The sequence below is a fragment of the bacterium genome (assembly GCA_040755755.1).
Lineage (GTDB): Bacteria > SZUA-182 > SZUA-182 > DTGQ01 > DTGQ01 > DTGQ01.
In genome coordinates, this window is the sequence record JBFLZW010000013.1 from 136986 (window position 1) to 155447 (window position 18462).

The window sequence follows — 18462 nt, forward strand, 5'->3', positions numbered from 1 at the left end:
AATCCGGTATACCGGCCTTTTTGTTAGGTCGGCCGTCTCGGAAAATAATCCTTAAAAGAGATCATTACCAATTTGTTAAAACAGAATCGCTCTTATGGGAAAGACAACACGTCAAAGTTGTATTTCTCCCGCAGAGACGCTGAGACGCAGAGGATATCATTTTCGGTCATTCTCTGCGCCTCTGCGTCTCTGCGGGAGATCATTCTTCTATCCTTAAAATACGTGCCATCGGATGTGCACCATGTATCCCATATGAGCAAACAGAATTCCTCACTCCTCATAAACGGTTAAGCGGGAGAGTGAGTACAGGCTGTCGGGAGGCCGCGGCGGGATTGATCAATCCCGCCGCTCCGAAGAGGGGAAGGGATCTACTGAATCTGCTTTGCCACCTTGGTTTCTCCATTCACTACTGCAATAATATACTTTCCGGACAGGGATGTCCGGGACACATGAGAAAACGGAACCGATTTACTCATGCCAGCACTTAAGCCTCTTTTGATGGAAGTCTTGCCAAGAAGTGTCCCCAGATCCGTTCCATTCTCGGAAAGGTAAAAGGCTATATCAAAACTGCCGATGTTTTTGTCCTCAGTATTGCTTACCCTGAGCACTCCGTACAACAGCCATCTTTTGATAAGACGAGAATGAGAAAGGTTTACCCAGGTTCCTGTAAGAGAAAACACGGTGATGCAGCCAGCTTTGGTTTTAATGGCCTTCCCTCCAGGGCCACTTGCGGTAAGAGTGATTGTATAGGTTCCCGGCGAGGTATAGGTGTAGATCGAGGTCATTTCGGCTGTGGTGTCTGTGGTACTCGTCTGATTAAATGTCGTTCCGTCGCCATAATCCCAGAGCAGGCTCTCTACCGGTCCTCCCGTATTCAGGGCTTTCACGGTAACTGCAAGCGGTACGGCTCCACTTGCCGGTGTTACAGAAAAATCTATCACCGGCGGCCCATACACCGTGATGCAGGAAGGTCTGGTTTTGGTACTCTTCCCGCCGGGGCCTGTTGCCGTAAGGCTCACGGTGTAGGTCCCATCTGAGGTATAAGTGTGGCTGGGATTCATCTGGCTGCTGCTTGCTCCATCGCCAAAGTTCCACAGCCAGCTATTCACCGGCCCTCCGCTGTTCGTGGCGCTGAAGGTCACGGCAAGTGGGGATGCTCCGCTTGCAGGTGAAGCGGTAAATTCAACCACCGGCGGCCCATACACCGTGATGCAGGAAGGTCTGGTTTTGGTATTGCTTCCTCCCGGCCCTGTTGCCGTAAGGCTCACGGTATAGGTCCCCGCTGCGGTGTAGGTATGGCTGGGATTCATCTGGCTGCTGCTTGCTCCATCGCCAAAGTTCCACAGCCAGCTACTTACTGACCCTCCACTGTTCGTGGTGTTGAAGACTACGCTCAGTGGCGCTGCTCCGCTCGCCGGTGAAGCGGTAAATTCAACCACCGGAAGAGAAGCGGAAACAGAACCAAAGGCATAGAGCTTGCCGTCATCGCTCCCGACATAGACTGTGCCATCCACTCCTATAGCGGGGGAGGATTCAATCCGGCCTCCTGTCTGGTAACTCCACTTCAGGCTGCCATTGGGATTCAGAGCATAGACTTTGTTGTCATAACTTCCAACATAGACCGTTCCATCCGCACCCAAAGCGGGGGAGGAGTGGACACACCCGCCTGTCCGGTAACTCCACTTCAGACTGCCATTGGGATGCAGGGCATAGACCTTGTTGTCATAACTTCCAACGTAAATCGTGCCATCCGCTCCTATGGCCGGTGAGGAATTGATTCCGCCACCGGTCAGGTAACTCCACTTCAGGCTGCCATTGGAGCTCAGGGCATAGAGCCTGCCATCCCAGCTTCCCACATAAATGGTGCCATCATCCCCGACAGCCGGGGAGGAACCGACATAGTTACCGGCCTGGTAGCTCCACTTCAGGCTGCCATTGGGATCGAGGGCATAGACCTTGCCGTTATTACTTCCGACATACAGAGTGCCGTCATTTCCTAATGCCGGTGAGGAGTAAATATAATCCCCTGTTTGGCAGCTCCATTTCAGACTGCCATTGGGATCGAGGGCATAGACTTTGTCCTGCTCACTTGCAACGTAGACCGTGCCGTCATCCCCTAATGCTGGTGAGGAAAATATACTGTCTCCGGTTCGATAGCTCCACTTCAGGCTGCCATCGGGATCAAGGGCATAGATCCTGTCATATCTTATGCTTCCGATATAGATTGTGCCATCTGCTCCGATAGCCGGTGTGGAAGAGGTATACCCGGCTGGATAACTCCACTTCAGGCTGCCATTGGGATCGAGGGCATAGACCTTATCCTGCTCGCTTCCAACATAGATCGTTCCCTTGGTATCTATGGCTGGTGAACCAACCTGAGCACCGATCTGGTAGCTCCACTTGAGGGAATTGGTTTGCGCCCCAAGGTAAGGGCTGCGGCCGGTGTGCCTGGCATCGTGCCCCCGGCATGGCCAGGCACTTTTGGCCAGACTTTCACTTGCCCTGACACCAAAGGCATACAGTTTGCCATCGCCGCTTCCGATATAGACCGTGCCATCATCTCCTATGGCCGGTGAGGAATAGACCCTGCCTCCCGTTTGATAGCTCCATTTCAGGCTGCCGTTGGGGTTAAGGGCATAAATAATGGCATCGCCACATCCGAAATAGACTGTACCGTCCGCGCCTATGGCTGGCAGGTCGAAGACCCCGCCCCCGGTCTGGTAACTCCATTTCAGGTTGCCCGCCGGGGTAAAGGCATAGATATTCGTGTCCCCGCTCCCGACATAGATTGTGCCATCCGATCCTATGGCCGGTGAGGAGGAGATATACCCTCCGGTCTGGTGGCTCCATTTCAGGGTGCCATTGGGATTCAGGGCGTAGAGCCTGCCATCATTGCTTCCGATATAGATCGAGCCGTCAGCACCTATGGCCGGTGAGGAGAATATCCCGTCCCCGGTCTGGTAGCTCCATTTCAGGGTGCCATTCGGATTCAGCGCATAGAGCCTGCCGTCGTTACCTCCGATATAGATCGAGCCATCAACTCCTATGGCCGGTGCGTCCCAGATATTGTTCCCGTTTTGATAACTCCATTTCAGGCTGCCGTTGGGATCGAAGGCGTAAACCCGGTAATCGTCACTTCCGATATAAACCGTGCCATCCGCTCCTATCGCCGGTGAAGAATGAATAGCGCTCCCCGTTCCATATTTCCACCTCAAACTGCCATTCGGATCAAGGGCATAGACCCCGCCATCGTAACTTCCGAAATAGACCCTGCCATCCGATCCTATGGCCGGGGAGGAGTAAATCTTTCCTCCGGTTTTATAGCTCCACTTCAGGCTGCCGTCGGACCTGAGAGCATACAGCTTTTCATCGTTACTTCCGACGTAGACCGTACCGTCAGCGCCTATGGCCGGTGAGGAGGAAACCCCGCTCCCGGTCTGGTAGCTCCAGAGCAAAGAATTGGTTTGCGCTCCAGAATACGGGCTTTGGCCGGTGCGCCTTCCCTCATGCCCCAGACACGGCCAGGCACTGCCAGCCAGCCCCGCTGCTGATGCAGGGCCGGGCGCTGCTGCCAGCACAAAGATAAAGATACACGATGCTGCCGCACAAGCCGCGAAAAACCACCTGATCTTATGATCTTCCATACGTTATCCCCTCCTGTTATGTTCCCTGACCTTATAACCTTATGGCATCCTGCTTCTGCTCATCCTGATCATGTTGCTCATCCTGGTTTTTCTCATCGACACTGCTGTCTCAGAGAGTTTTTCTCAGCTTTTCTCACCTCACTGCTCACGAGGAGGCCCAGGCAGTCACCTTATCGTAATGGGATTTCAAATAGGAACCGCTAAATCCAAATGAAGCATTTATCGTATTCAGTTCGATTTCCTGTATTATTTCGGATATTTTTACTGAATCATCTATAGGAAAGCCCCTTGCCGGATACTTATGGTTGCCTATAGCGGTTCTCAACCGGCTATACTACAAAGACAAAGGTAAAGGTAGTAAAGGTAAAGGACACCATCGGGTATTAATCCTGACTGGAGTACATTGCACGTTTAATGGGTGACCCTGAATTTCAAAAGATACTGACCTGCTGCAAATCCGTACAGACAGGGCAACCAGGCAGGTTTTGCAGGAATATCCGGCCATAGGGCTTGGTGAGCAGGCGGCGGTCGAGGATGCACAGAAGCCCCCGGTCCTCGCGGCTGCGGATCAGGCGGCCTACGCCCTGGCGCAGGGTGATAATGGCCTGCGGGATCTGGTAGGTCAAAAAAGGATTGCCTCCGCTCTCCCGCAGGAAATCGATCCTGGCCTCCGTAAGGGGCTCGGTCGGAACGGCGAAGGGGAGGCGGTCGATAACCACGCAGCTCAGGGCATCTCCCTGGACATCCACCCCTTCCCAGAAAGAGCTGGTGGCAAAGAGAACCGAGTGAACATCTTTTTTGAATTCTTCGAGGAGAGCGGTCTTGGGGCGCTCTCCCTGGCGGAGCATCTGATAAGGAAGTTTGTCCTGGAGCAGCCGGTAGATCTGATCGAGGTTTTTATAGCTGGTAAAGAGAATAAAGGCCCGGCCACGGGACACGGTAATGATTCGCTCGATTTCCTCTGCGGCCCGGTGAATGAATTCGGCCTGCTGGGGGTCGGGGAGGTGGGTTGGAACGTAAATCAGGGCCTGCCTGGTATAATCGAAGTGCGACTTGAGCACCAGCTCGGTTGCGGATTCAAGCCCCAGGCGGGATTTGAGGTAGTCGAACTTTCCATCCACCGACAGGGTGGCAGAAGTTAAGACCAGCCGCCGCATCTTGCTGAACAGGAGCCGTTTCAGGTCAGCGGACACATCGATCGGCGAGGCGTGCAGATACACTGCCCTGGTGCGGCTTTCGACCCAGTAGACATATTCCGGATCAGCCATGTCCATGATAAAGCGCAGGTTACCCTGAATCTCGCGGCTTCGGCGCTCGCAGGCATGAAGGGGCTCGGATTTGGCCTTCAACCCCACCAGTTGGCTGGTGAAAAGCTCAAGGGTATCGGCCAGGGCCCGGTATCGTTCTCCGAGAAAATCAGTGATCAGGTGGGATTTCAGCCGTTTTTTTTCCAGCCCGGCCGGAAAATTGATAAAAAAAGCCCCGGATCGCTGGCCGAGAAGGTTCAGGGTATCATTGGTGGCCGGATCGGTGATTTTCGCCTCTTCCATCTCCCGCCGGGTGTCCTGGATCAGCTCCTGAATCTGGTAATTGCTGACCGAGAGGCCGAAATACTCAGTGGCGATATCCTCCATCTGATGGGCTTCATCGAAGATGACCGCCTGGTAGCGGGGAAGCACTTCACCATGGATGCTCCCTTTGAGCAGGAGATCGGAGAAGAAAAGGTGGTGGTTGACAATGACAAGGTCCGCTTCACTTGCCTCCTTCCTCAGCCGGTTCATGAAGCATTCCCGGTGAAAAGGACACTTTTGCCCCAGGCAAAAATCCCTTTTGGAGTTGACTTCTTCCCACAGGGGCTCGTTATCGGCAAGAAAGTCCAATTCTGCCCGGTCCCCGAACCTGGTTTTCGAGATCCAGGACTGGATCCCCTTGAAAATGTCCAGATCGCGCCTGCCGTTCAGCCGGGGATGCCTCGAAAATTCCTTCCACCGCCTCTGGCACAGATAATTCCCCCTGCCCTTCAGGTTGCAGACCAGGAACTTTTTGGGAATCAGTCTGGACAGAAGTGGAATATCCTTGAAATAGATCTGTTCCTGGAGGTTCTTGGTGCCGGTTGAAATAACAACCTTCTGCCCGCTGCCGATCGCCGGGATCAGGTAGGCCAGGGTTTTCCCCGTCCCGGTCCCCGCCTCGACCAGAAGAGGCATGTCATCCACAAGGGATGCAGCTACGGCCTTACTCATCCTGATTTGGTCGGGCCGGTGTTCATAGCGGCTGAACATCCCGGCCAGCTTGCCCTGCCGGTCAAGAATGGACTCGATCAGGCATTCCAGTTCCTGAAGGGTCTGGAGAGTCTTCATGACTTTGTCCCTTCAGGCTTCTGGCTCTCCATCTTGCGTTGAGCCAGGCTGATGATGACTTCCTGAGCAATTTCTTCTATGGATTTTCCCGTGACATCGATCACCGGCCAGGCAGGCGCAGTGTGGTAGAGAGATTCCGCATACGAGACCTCTTTCTGAACGGCATTGATATCGGAATAGCTGTTTTTGACAGGCAGATTGAATTTCTCCATCCGGCTCTTCCGGATCCTGGCGAGCTGCTCGGCTTCGATGGTCAGTCCGACGATCTTCCTCTGGTCGATGCGGCTTAAAATGTCGAACGGCTGTATGCCCGGAATAATCGGCACATTGGCCACTTTCCATCCGCGGGAGGCAAGATAGACACTTAAAGGGGTCTTGGAGGTCCGGGATATCCCTACAATGACAATATCAGCCTGATCCAGCGACGAAACGTTCTTTCCATCATCGTGATCCACGGTAAAATTCATGGCCTCGATCCGGGGATCAACTTCAGAGGGAGAAAACTTGAATGTGCCCGGCACTCCCCTGGGAGTAACCTTGAACAGTTCCTCCAGCCTCAGAAGCAGAGGGCCGAGAAGGTCGATGGCCGGAACATTGGCTGCCCTGGCTTCCTGAATAATCGCTTCCCGCAGCCTGGGAGAAACCAGGGTAAAGACAATGATGCCCTGCTCCTCTTGGGCCTGCCAGACTACCTGGCTGATATCCGCGCTTCCCTTCATCTGCGGCTTTACCTGGATTTCCACTCCCACATCAGGGAACTGGGCCAGAACCGCCTGGACCACTGTCCTGGCTGTTGCGGCTGTACCATCTGAAACCGCAAAAATAATAAAGTTTTTCACAATAGGCTTTCCTCCCTGCCCTCTATTATCTCCCACCCGGTCAGGAAAGGTCAAGGAGAAGGGTATAAAAAAATTGACAATACCTGATTTACCATTTAAGATAAAATATCGAAAAGTCAGGAGTCAGGAGTATTGGTATCTCAATAATCACGGAGGACCCTTGTGCATGGAGCATAAAGACAAAAAGATCTGGATGGATGGAAGCCTTGTCGACTATGAGTTGGCTACGGTCCATGTATTGACTCATTCCCTGCATTATGGATTAGGAGTTTTTGAAGGTATCCGGTGTTACAAAACCAGTCAGGGCACCTCGGTTTTCCGGCTGGAGGAGCATCTTGATCGGTTTTTGAATTCTGCCGCTATCGTCCAGTTGACTTCCCCCTTTTCCAAGGAAGCCTTGCGGGAGGCCATAAAAGAGACGATCAGGGTGAACCGACTGGAGGCAGGCTATATCCGTCCGATCCTGTTTATCGGAGATGGAGCCATGGGGCTCTATGCCAAGGGGAACCCGGTGCGGGTGGCGATCGCTGTCTGGCCCTGGGGAAGCTATCTGGGAGAGGAGGGTCTGGAAAAGGGAGTCCGGATCAGGATTTCTTCCTATATCAGGCAGTCTGCCGGCATCAGCCTGCATCTTGCCAAACTGACCGGTAATTACATCATTTCCCAACTTGCCAAGCGGGAAGCGATCCAGGATGGCTATGACGAAGCCCTGCTCCTGGATCAGGAAGGCTTCGTTGCCGAAGGTCCGGGGGAAAATATCTTCATGGTCAGGGATGGAGTGGTGTATACTCCGCCGGTAGACAATATTCTGGAAGGTATTACCCGCGATTCGGTCATGAAGATTGCCGCCAGGGAGAATATCCCGGTTGTAGTCAAGAGGTTTACCCGTGACGAGCTTTATATCGCCGATGAGGCATTTTTCTGTGGGACCGCTGCCGAGGTTACTCCAATCCGGGAGGTGGATGGCCGCACCATCGGATCCGGAAGGCGGGGAGAAATAACCCGCAAATTGCAGCAAACCTATTTCGATGTCGTTCATGGACGCAATCCGGACTTTTTCTACTGGCTCACCTATGTCGGAGAGTGACCGGTTCACGGCCATAAAGGCAGGAGGCGAAGGAGTATGGTAAGACTTTGAAAAAGAAATTTCTCCTCGGTTTGCTCATCAGTGCGTTCTGTTTATTCCTGGTATTCCGGAATATTGATTTCATTGCCCTTCGCAAGTCTCTGGCTGAAGTTCAATACGGGTATCTTCTGGCGGCGCTTTTTTTTGTTTTCCTGTTCACCCTTTTTCGGGCCGTGCGCTGGAAGTATCTGCTCGATCCGGTGAAAAAAATCGGGACAGCGGATTTATTTGAAGTCACAACTATCGGCTATCTGGCCAACAATGTCCTGCCAGCCAGGATCGGGGAAGTGGTCAGGGCCCTTGTGCTGAGCAAAACCGAAGGGATCAGTGGAGCTTCATCCCTGGCAACTATCGTTACCGAGCGCTTTTTCGATATTCTCACCCTGCTCTTCATCCTGGCCTTCGGCTCCCGGCATCTGCCCCTGCCGCAGGCCAAAGGTTATGTAATTTCCCTGGCTGCCGGATCATTCGGCATTCTCGTTGCCTTTGCGCTCCTGATGCGGCATCGGCAGGAATGGCTTTTCAAGATGATTCGCAGGCTTATCGAGCCGGTCTCCCGGAAAATGGCTGACCGGGTGCAGCAGTCGATTCATGGCTTCGGGCAGGGCCTGCAGGTATTGCACTGCCGCGGGCATCTGATAGCGGTCTTTCTGCTGTCGGCCTTTGTCGGCCTGTCAATGGGGGGAATCTACTACTTTGCAGCCCTGGCCTTTGGCATTCCCCTGACCTTCTCCAAGCTGCTCCTTCTCATCTCCATGATTTTTCTTGGGATCAGCATCCCCTCTTCGCCGGGATTTATCGGCACCTTTCACTACTTCTGCATCAAGGGGCTCCTGCTCGGGGGGGTGAAAGATAAACATCTGGCTTTAAGTTATGCCATTGTCATCCACTTGATTCAATACATCCCCGAATCTCTGGCCGGGCTGTTTTTTCTGTGGAAGAAAGGCCTTTCACTCGGGGAAATCAATACGGCCGAGGTGCCGATCGAGGTGGTGCAGGAATGAATTCTCCTCTTGACAGTCTTAACCCTGTTCAACGCGAAGCGGTGCAGCATACCGAAGGACCGCTGTTGATCCTGGCCGGAGCAGGCTCCGGAAAGACCCGGACCATTACCTACCGGATATGGTACCTTATCACCCAGAAGAATGTTTCCCCCTGGAATATTCTGGCGGTCACCTTTACCAACAAGGCAGCCGAAGAAATGAAAAACCGGGTGAAAGCCCTGCTGTCTCATTCCGACGGGCTGAAGGTATGGATCAGCACTTTCCATTCTGCCTGTGTCCGGATATTGCGCCAGCATATATCCCGGCTGGGCATGAGCAGCGATTTTGCCATCCTGGATGCTCAGGATCAGATGAAGACCATCAAAAGATGCATTGCCGATGTGGATGACCATCCCCAGTCCATGCAATCGTATGCGGTTCTGGCTGAAATCCGGCGTGCGAAAAATGACCTTGTCTCTGCCCGCGAGTATGCCGATTCAGCCGGAGGAGACTTTTTTAAATCCCGCGTTGCCCGCATCTTCCGGGCTTACGAAAAACGGTTGAACGAGGACCATGCCCTCGATTTCGACGACCTGCTGCTGCTTACCGACAGACTCTTCAGGGAATGCCCCGATGTCCTGGCCTCGTATCAGAACCGGTGCCACTATATCATGGTGGACGAATACCAGGATACCAACCATGCTCAAAGCAGGATTATTTACCGCCTGGCCCAGCAGCACCGGAACATCTGCGTTGTCGGAGATGACGATCAGTCCATTTACCGCTGGAGAGGTGCGGACATTCGTAACATCCTCGGTTTTGAAAAGGTGTTTCCGGAAACCAGAACCATCCGGCTGGAGCAGAATTACCGCTCCACCAGAACCATTCTGCGGGCGGCCAACCAGGTGATTGCTCATAACAGTCTGCGGAAAATCAAGGAGCTGTGGACAGACAACGAGGAGGGGGATAAAATCTGCCTCTATCAGGCCCCGGACGAGTATGCGGAAGCCCGCTACATCAGTCAGCAGATCCAGGCGCTTCGGCGTTCGGATTTTTCCGACTGCCGTTCCTTTGCCGTTCTCTACCGCACCAATGCCCAGTCGCGGACAATCGAAGAAGCCCTGCGCAACGATGGGCTCCCCTATCAGATCGTCGGCGGACTCAAATTCTACGAGCGAAAGGAAATCAAAGACCTGATCGCCTATCTGAAGGTGATTGCAAACCCCGATAGCCGGACAAACATTTTACGGATCATCAATGTGCCGCCCCGCAAAATCGGCCAGACCAGCCTGGCCAAAATCGAAGCCCTGGCCGATGAAAACCGCCTTCCCTTCTCTCAGGCGCTTTTCGCCATCCTGGAAACTCAGGAATTAAACACCACCCAGAAGCAGAACCTGATGAGGTTTCTCCAATCCCTGAAAAACTGGAGAGATGTCCGCACAAGCCACACCATCTCGCAGCTCCTGGATCTTGTCCTGAAAGAGACCGACTACCTTGCCTATCTGGAGGAGGAAAAGACGGATCAGGCCGAGTCGCGGGTGGAAAACGTAAAAGAGCTGCTCTCCGGAATGAAGCATTTCGAGCAGCAAAATCCGGACAGCAGCCTGGAGGACTTCCTCGACCATGTGAGCCTTTTATCCGATATCGATGAATACCACGAAGGATCAGGCGCTATAACCCTGATGACCGTGCACAGTGCCAAAGGGCTGGAGTTTCCCGTGGTCTTCATGATCGGCATGGAAGAGGGACTGTTCCCCATATCCCGCAGCACCTTCAAGCAGGAGGAACTTGAGGAGGAGCGCAGGCTCTGCTATGTGGGTATGACCAGGGCAGGAAAGAAACTCTTTTTGACCCGTGCCGAACAGCGAATGGTCTATGGCAATACTCAGCGCTCGGAGGCATCCCGGTTTATCGCGGAAATTCCGCCGGAATTCCTTGACCTGAGTGGGGGCCATGCGGCATACCGGTCTTCTTCCTCCGGAAATGCAGGATATCGAAGCATTCCTTCTACCCGGAAGGAACCCTCAATGACTCCTCAGCCGGAGAAGCTCCAAAAGCAATTTGCCACTTCCAAAACCCGGCCGGATTATCTCCAGAACCCGGTTGAAAGTAACGGAAATTTGCAGCCCGGTGACCGGGTTTACCATGAACAATGGGGTGAGGGGGTAATCTTCAACTGTGAAGGAGAGGGAGAGAACACCAAAGTCTCCGTGAATTTTGGCGGATTGAGAAAAAAGCTCCTGGTCAAATATGCCAGGCTGAGGAAAATATAAGAGAGGCACTAGAAAAAACGAGCATTGTTTAAATTGTATTTTTCTAAGGAGACACGGTTACAATGAAGATTAGCGTACAGGAAGTAGAGTATGTAGCTAAATTGGCCAGGTTAAAGCTCTCCAACCAGGAAAAGGCTTTATTTACCCAGCAACTGGACAGTATCTTGCTCTATATGGATAAGCTGAACGAATTGGATACCGGAGACGTTCCGCCAACCTCTCATGTCCTGCCGCTGCACAACGTCATGAGAGAGGATGAAGTGCAGCCTTCCTCTGCTCCGGAAGATATCCTGGCCAATGCCCCGGAAAGGGAAGATACCTTTTTTGCCGTGCCCAGGGTGATTGAATAATCTGCTCTGCCGAGCGGTATTCCTCTTTCCTGTGGTTCTATGGTTTAGGGATCCTGATGGTAAGGTAAATATCTCCGGCTTCTCCCCGCGCGTTTACTTTACCTTTTCCCTTAAGGCGCAGTTTAGTTCCATCCCGAATACCGGCAGGAATAGTGACCACTAACCTTTCCGTAGAGTTACCCTTATTAAATACCAGGTCTTTTCGGGTTCCCTGTTCGCTCTCCTGCCGGGTAATACTCAGCTCATACACCAGATCACGCTCAGCCTGCTGGATGGTCCTGGAGTTTTGCTTTGGCCTGTTCAGGAGCATCCCTTTGAGTTTCTGCCCCCAATGGTGCACAGTGCCCTTTAATCCAGCCGAAACCGGAGAGAGCTTGGGTGGGATATCTTCCCTCTCTTCCTTCGAGAGGCCGAAAAGATCGGCAAAACTGCCGCTGAGGCTGACCCTGCTTTTCCCTGATTCCCTGGGAAAACCAGGGCCGGGAAAACCGGCGACCCAGCCGGTGACGAAAATCTGAGCGTATCCGGAGAAAACTCTTTGAAAGAATTTTTCATTAAAGGTGTAGCCGCTCGGTGAAAATTCCCTGTTCAGCTCCTGAAAAATGGAACTGTAAAGAGGGTTGGTGAACAGGTCACGAAAAATATCTTCCGGTGAGTATCGAAAATTCTGGCTGCGGTATCCAGCCTGGCTGTCATATCCGGCTCTGCTGCCGCTCTCCTGCTCAACGCACCGGAACCGGTCATACTCTCTTCGCTTGGTTTCATCGATCAGCACTCCGTAAGCAGCCGTGATTTCCTTAAATTTTTCGGCTGCATCGGGTGCAGTATTGCGGTCAGGGTGATACTTCAGCGCCAGTTGCCGGTATGCTTTCTTGATCTCTTCAGCCGAAGCGTCAGAACTGACCCCAAGGATTTGATAATAATCTTGATTTTTCATGATAAATCCGTTCCCGTAGCTCCAAATACCATATGCTTCAACTAATTATGAAGCTTATTCGGCAGTTAGTCAACCCTACCCTTATCCCTGCAGATGTTCCTCATTTCCCTGTGATCATAGCCCTGACAGAATTCGATTGAACCAGCAAGTTCAGTAAGATCTTTCCGCCTTTTCAATCTAATATATTCTCGCAGCGCTTCATGGATCAAATCCTTTTTCGTCCTGGCCTTGCTGACAGAAAAGGCTTCCTGCAATAAACTGTCGCTCATGTCTCTGGTTGTTCTCATTCCATTCTCTCGGCTTGGTATTTAATTCTATTATACACATTGTATGTGTATAATCAAGATAAAGACCAGTAATTCTCATTATATTGATGAGGAGAAGGACCAGGTACAGGGAGAAAGCCCCCCAGGACTTACCAGATTGGCCCAAAGGGGAGAAGAAAAGGATACAGGTTTGGTTGAGTCGGTAAAGGATAAGGGCTGAGAGCAGGAGGAGCATATCCATGTGGGCCATACCCATAATATCCGAGAGGAGCTAAAGGCAAGGCTAGTTCTGGCCATAGCGGAGGCATTGAAGATGGATACAGGGCTGACAGCCCAAACGATAGCCCGCCCGTTGCCCTCCAGGGACAGGCATTAACTGGAATGATTGGCTGCAGGGCCGGGGCTGACATCGAAGATGGCGAAGGTGGCGCAGAAAATGGAGCAAAGACGCCATTTTGTGCAGGGCCAGGATACTGAGAAGGAAGAAAGAGCGGGGAGGGAGCAAAACCAAAGCCTGGCAACGAGGAGGAAGATGGCGGTGTAAAAGATGGACCGGCAATCGGGGCGGATGCAATCCACTGCCCTTCCAGCGCAGTCCCTTCCCGGTAATGTGCCTGCCGGGAGGTGCTGCTTTTGATTGCAACCGATGTATTGAGCGGCGGATAGGCGAAGGAAGCCATCGGTATTTGGGGGGCTGATGCTGCCAGATCAGGCAGCCAGGCATTTTCATAGCCGAAAGCCTCGATCGAAGCAGGACTAAAAGTTGCAGAGGGATAAGCTGAATGCACCCCGAAGAAGGGACTAAAGGGGGCAAATGCTGACATCACCGCTCCTGAAGCCTGACGAACAGCTTCATCCTCTACATCAGGCAGGGCACTGCTGAGCGGTTGCGTCTGCGGGACCGGGCCGAAGCTGATATGACTTGGCCTGCTTGGCCTTGGGATATCCACTGTTTGAGCGGATGTCAGACAAGAATGGATAATAAGAAGCAAAAATATAAAAAAAGAGACCTTCTTTAACAAACCTGCTCAGACCTTCAATCTCTGGGGAAAAAATTGTTGAATAAGCTGATGCTGGATATCAGTAGGTTAACGCTGGATATTTACTATATTGATGGTATATATTAACATGGCTGGAATATCGAAGTCAAATAAAAATCAAAGACGCGATCTATTCGGCGTGTACAAGATTCTATCGGCTAATACATTGAAATATTGTAGATTATCCCATAAAAAGTCTACGCATGCAGTAAACTCACGCTCATAATTGTATATGGTCCCTCAAGCATCCTCCACAAATTGAATTCCCTTGATAAAAAACTGAGCATTATATTTTCTTATTTACCGATGTATATATGTTCATTGTATGGCTGTTTTGTTTACTTTTTAGTAAAACTTTGAATACAGGGTTTAATAATACCCACGAGCTCTCGGTAAAGATTAACATAATGATTTATTTACTTTTATTAATCCTATCTTTCTTGTTATCAATCATTGTTACCCCGATAGTCAGAAATATAGTCCAAAAAAACGGTATCTTAGATATTCCAAATGCACGTAAAGTGCATAAAATTCCCATACCTTTGCTGGGAGGAATGGCCATATTCTGCTCTTTCTGGATGTGCCTTGCCCTGGCCCTGTTCATTCCAATAATCCGTCAGTCATTCGGAGCGCACCTGCGAAGCTGGCCAGGTCTGATTCTGGGATCTCTGGTCATTATCGGGATTGGCGCCTACGACGATTGCAGGCATATCCAGCCTGGACCGAAAATTCTCTTCCAGGGGCTGGCCGGCAGTATAATTATCGCCAGTGGATTTCAAATCCGGCTGGTGAGTAATCCCTTTGGCGAAGGTGCCTTGAGCCTTGGGTGGCTCTCCCTCCCCTTGACCTTTTTCTGGATCGTGGGCATTACCAATGCCCTGAATATGATTGACGGTCTGGATGGATTAGCCGCCGGAGTAACAGCCATTGCCGGATTGACCATTTTTGCCATCGCCCATACTAACCGGAATTTCATGGCAGCTTTTCTGTCGCTGATTCTGGTGGGCAATGTTCTTGGATTTCTGGTTTATAACTTTAATCCAGCCTCCATCTTTCTCGGAGATTCAGGCAGCCTTTTCCTCGGATTCTGGCTGTCCTTTCTCTCTATCCAGGGTGCGCAGGCCAGAGCATATCCAGTCCTGCCCATAGCTGTGCCGCTCATGGTTCTGGGATTTCCCATCATGGACATGCTGTGGGCAGTGCTTCGCCGTCTCTTCCAGCCAGGCACGGATACCACCAGGTTAAGAGATAAAATCCTTTCCATATTCAAGGCAGATCAGGGCCATATTCATCACCGGCTTTTAAGCCGGGGTTTTTCTCATCGGCTGGCTGTCCTGCTGCTGTACTGTCTGTGCCTCATCTTTGCCGGATGTGCCCTCTGCATTGCGCTTATGCCCTGGATCAACCAGAGAATCGTTGCTTTGTTCCTTCTGGCCTCATGTTTGTCGGTTAAAAACATGACTGACCTGAAAACCGCGGGTTCGCCGGAAAAGGCTCCCCTGCCGCTCGCGCAGGAGTCCGGTTCAATTACCATCGGGGAGAGGAAACGATAACAGGATTTGAGGGAAAAAAGTGAGTGGTCAGTGACCAGAAAAAAACTGAAAAACTGATAACTTCTTTACTGGACGGAATATGGGGAAATTACTGATAATCAATCAATTTTTTTATCCTGATCTTGCTGCAACCTCGCAGTTGATGACCGACCTTGTCGGAGAACTGCGGTCACGGAAAATGCCGGTGGATGTGGTAACGGGAAACCGCGGCTACACCAATCCAGGAGCCCGCTACCCGGAAGAGGAAAATTATTGTGGAGCGCACATACACCGGTGCTGGTCAACAGGTTTCAACCGCGGTGGTAAATCAAGCAGGCTGTGCAATTACCTGAGCTTCTATCCCGGCGCTCTCGCCCGCTGTCTTCAGGTTACCAAGCCGAAGGTGGTGATGACCATGTCCACGCCGCCCCTGATCGCTCTCTTAGGGCTGACGGTCGCCCGAATCAAAGGTGCCCGGTTTATCTACTGGATTCAGGATCTGTATCCTGAGGTGGCCATTCATCTGGGATATTTGAAGCCGGAAGGAAAAATGAGCCGCCTGCTGCAAAAGCTGTCCACCTGGATTTTGCAGCAGGCCGATCAGATCGTGGTAGTCAGTGAGGGCATGAATAACCATCTGATGCACGCCGGTATCTCTTCATCCAAGGTCAGAATAATTTTCAACTGGTCAGACGATGACCGAATACATCCATTGCCAAAAACCGAGAATCCCTTTATAGTCCAGCAGGGTCTGTCGGGGAAATTTGTCGTGGCTTACTCCGGAAATATGGGGCTGGCCCATGATTTCACAACTATTCTGGCTGCCATGAAAGCCCTGAGCCGCCATCAGGACCGGCTGGCTTTCCTGATGATCGGCGACGGAGCCAGGAAAAAGCCTGTCCAGCACTTTGTCCAGGACCACGGACTTGGCAATGTCCGGTTTCTTCCCTATCAGCCTCAGGAAAAACTGGCTGAAGTACTCGGTGCTGCGGACCTTCATCTTGTGTCTCTGAATCCCCGGCTCGAAGGGCTGGTCTTTCCCAGTAAAATTTATGGTGTGCTGGCCGCGGGCAGGCCTCTTCTGTTCATCGGAGATCCCCGGGGTGAGGCGGCCAGACTGGTGCGGGAGGGAAAGTGCGGCCAGAGCGTGGCTGCGGGAGATACTGACGGTCTGGTGGCCATTATTGAAAGCTACCTTCAGCACCCGGAAATCGCCCCGCGCGAGGGGCTGTGCGGCCGGCAGTATCTGGAGCAGCGGTTTTCCCGGCGTCAGTCCCTGGAACAGTTCGGACGGCTGCTCGAATGCTGAAGGGGGAGGAGGCAGTGGTCAGTGGTCGGTGGCCGGTTATCCAGTGGTTAGTGATCCGGACAGATAGTCCCCATCTTATAGGAGAGGAACCACAATTCTCCTCCCCTTGAGGGGGGAGGCTGGGTGGGGGTGATGGTTATTTTCATCTTTCCTCATCGAGAGAAGGAACAGGGAACATGGGGAAGCATCTGTGATCAGGGAGAAGAAAGGATGCGCATTGCAATTAACGCCATTAACCTGACTTCGGCAGGCACTCTGGTCACCTGCAAAGAATTCCTTGCTGCCTTATCCAGCCTCAAGACCAGTCATCACTATCTGGTCACGGCTCCCCGGGGATTTGGCTATGAGCAGTTGAGGCTTGGGGGGAGGTGGGAGGTAAGATTTTTTCCCGGATGGAAAAAGGCAAATCCCCTGTGGCGGATATGGTTTGACTTTTTTCTGTTCCCCTCGATGGTTCAAAATTTTCAGGCTGATGCGGTCATGGCCCTGGGTAACCATGCCCCGGCCAGATTGCCGGTGCCGGTCCTGGTGCTGCTGCGAAACTCTTTCTACGTCGATACTGACCGCTATTCACTTCCTTCCCTCGGTGCAAAAGTGAGGAAGTATCTGGAAACCAGGGTCTTCAGCCGGACTGCCCGGCATGCCGATATTTTTGTGGTTCAGTCAAATTATATGAAAGCGCGACTGGCTTCCGTCTGGAAGGTAGAGGAAAAGCGCATTTGCGTGATTCCCAATGCAGTGGCAGGAGAGCTTCTGGCGGGCGAGGAGACTCCGGCAAGGGAATTGCGGCAGGGAAGGGAGGAAAAACCATCCAGGCCATCCGTATTTGACCATAAGATGATCTGGTTGTATGTGAGCCGCTATTACCCGCATAAAAATCATCAGTTCATTCTCTCTCTGGCCGAATATCTTAAAAACCTGGGGATTGACGACCTGCTCTTTATCGTAACCCTGGACCAGAAGCTGCCCGGCGTTCAGGCGCTGCTTGAAAAGATCGACCGGCAGGGATTATCAGAAGCAGTGGTCAATGCAGGGGAGTTGTCTGCGGATCAACTGAGAAAATGGTACCAGTGGGCGGACGGCCTTTTCTTTCCCTCCTATCAGGAAAGCTTTGGTAATCCCCTGCTGGAGGCGATGCGATTCGGACTGCCTGTCTGTGCCGTGGACCTGCCCTATAGCCGGGCATTATGCGATGACAGTGCCATCTATTACCAGGTGGATTCGGTAGCGGATGCTGCGCAAAAGATTCTCTCCCTCAGAGAGAATCCCTCTTTCCGGGCTGAACTGGCCCGAAAGGGAAGAGAAAAATTTTCGACCTTCCCTCAGTGGAATGAAGTGGCCCGAAGCTATTTATCCGTGCTTGAAGCAAGGATGTAACTATCTGCGATTTACCGAGATAATAGGGACTGCGAGGATTGAGAAAAGCGGAAGATTTATCAAGTCTTGCCTGACGATGAGGCTGCAAGGGAAGGATACTTGAGAGTCATTGACGAGTCAGGTGAAGATTACCTCTATCCGAAGTCTTGTTTCATTCCTGTTCAATTATCTCGCAATTATCTCGCGAAGCGGAAGAGGCCCTGCAAGTAACGAAATAGTCGGTTTACTCTGTCCGCCCGGCACTGACTCCGGGTCACCTTCTCTCTTTCCCAATGAGTATAGAGTAACTAGGCCTAAATCGAATGGCACTTACATAAGCCAAGCTTATAATATAGAGAGGACACAAAGCACACAGGGAAAAAAGATCTCCCGCAGAGACGCAGAGACGCAGAGAACAACCAATCCGGCAAGGTCCTGATGAAAGTC

13 protein-coding genes are annotated in these 18462 nt (G+C 51.9%); 7 read left to right on the plus strand and 6 right to left on the minus strand.

The window, feature by feature from the left end:
• Positions 1–368: 368 nt before the first annotated feature.
• The 3 genes from AB1611_05120 to AB1611_05130 form a co-directional block, all read right to left on the minus strand.
• On the minus strand, positions 369–3644 hold the full coding sequence (locus tag AB1611_05120; GenBank protein MEW6378970.1) for a PQQ-binding-like beta-propeller repeat protein: 3276 nt from the start codon (positions 3642–3644) through the stop codon (positions 369–371).
• Positions 3645–4075: 431 nt separating this feature from the next.
• Positions 4076–6004 (minus strand): helicase C-terminal domain-containing protein, encoded by a 1929-nt coding sequence (locus AB1611_05125; protein ID MEW6378971.1) that lies wholly within the window; start codon positions 6002–6004, stop codon positions 4076–4078.
• Entirely contained in the window at positions 6001–6843 is an 843-nt protein-coding gene (locus tag AB1611_05130) for a pyruvate, water dikinase regulatory protein (protein MEW6378972.1), read from the minus strand. Before AB1611_05130 ends, AB1611_05125 begins: the two co-directional genes overlap by 4 nt.
• 160 nt (positions 6844–7003) lie before the next feature.
• Here AB1611_05130 and AB1611_05135 point away from each other — a divergent pair, with 160 nt between their 5' ends.
• From AB1611_05135 to gatC, 4 genes are all read left to right on the plus strand, one after another.
• Positions 7004–7930, plus strand: a complete 927-nt coding sequence (locus AB1611_05135) for a branched-chain amino acid transaminase (protein MEW6378973.1) — start codon at positions 7004–7006, stop codon at positions 7928–7930.
• 47 nt (positions 7931–7977) lie between these two features.
• The gene (locus tag AB1611_05140; protein ID MEW6378974.1) at positions 7978–8973 is read left to right on the plus strand and encodes a lysylphosphatidylglycerol synthase transmembrane domain-containing protein; all 996 of its coding nucleotides are present in this window, start codon (positions 7978–7980) and stop codon (positions 8971–8973) included.
• Positions 8970–11225 carry a UvrD-helicase domain-containing protein gene (locus tag AB1611_05145; protein ID MEW6378975.1) on the plus strand — a complete coding sequence of 752 codons (2256 nt, stop codon included), beginning with the start codon at positions 8970–8972 and terminating at the stop codon, positions 11223–11225. Before AB1611_05140 ends, AB1611_05145 begins: the two co-directional genes overlap by 4 nt.
• 62 nt (positions 11226–11287) lie before the next feature.
• Entirely contained in the window at positions 11288–11575 is a 288-nt protein-coding gene (gatC, locus tag AB1611_05150; GenBank protein MEW6378976.1) for an Asp-tRNA(Asn)/Glu-tRNA(Gln) amidotransferase subunit GatC, read from the plus strand.
• Positions 11576–11612: 37 nt separating this feature from the next.
• Here gatC and AB1611_05155 read toward each other — a convergent pair whose 3' ends face one another.
• The 3 genes from AB1611_05155 to AB1611_05165 form a co-directional block, all read right to left on the minus strand.
• Positions 11613–12512: a DnaJ domain-containing protein gene (locus AB1611_05155; protein MEW6378977.1), complete on the minus strand. Its 900-nt coding sequence runs from the start codon at positions 12510–12512 to the stop codon at positions 11613–11615.
• 65 nt (positions 12513–12577) lie between these two features.
• Positions 12578–12799: a type II toxin-antitoxin system VapB family antitoxin gene (locus AB1611_05160; protein ID MEW6378978.1), complete on the minus strand. Its 222-nt coding sequence runs from the start codon at positions 12797–12799 to the stop codon at positions 12578–12580.
• Between the two features lie 128 nt (positions 12800–12927).
• The gene (locus AB1611_05165; GenBank protein ID MEW6378979.1) at positions 12928–13728 is read right to left on the minus strand and encodes a hypothetical protein; all 801 of its coding nucleotides are present in this window, start codon (positions 13726–13728) and stop codon (positions 12928–12930) included.
• 644 nt (positions 13729–14372) lie between these two features.
• Here AB1611_05165 and AB1611_05170 point away from each other — a divergent pair.
• The 3 genes from AB1611_05170 (at position 14373) to AB1611_05180 (ending at position 18036) form a co-directional block, all read left to right on the plus strand.
• The gene (locus tag AB1611_05170) at positions 14373–15371 is read left to right on the plus strand and encodes an MraY family glycosyltransferase (protein ID MEW6378980.1); all 999 of its coding nucleotides are present in this window, start codon (positions 14373–14375) and stop codon (positions 15369–15371) included.
• A 79-nt stretch (positions 15372–15450) separates the two neighbouring features.
• Entirely contained in the window at positions 15451–16659 is a 1209-nt protein-coding gene (locus tag AB1611_05175; GenBank protein ID MEW6378981.1) for a glycosyltransferase family 4 protein, read from the plus strand.
• Positions 16660–16791: 132 nt separating this feature from the next.
• Positions 16792–18036 (plus strand): glycosyltransferase, encoded by a 1245-nt coding sequence (locus AB1611_05180; protein ID MEW6378982.1) that lies wholly within the window; start codon positions 16792–16794, stop codon positions 18034–18036.
• Positions 18037–18462 lie beyond the last annotated feature (426 nt).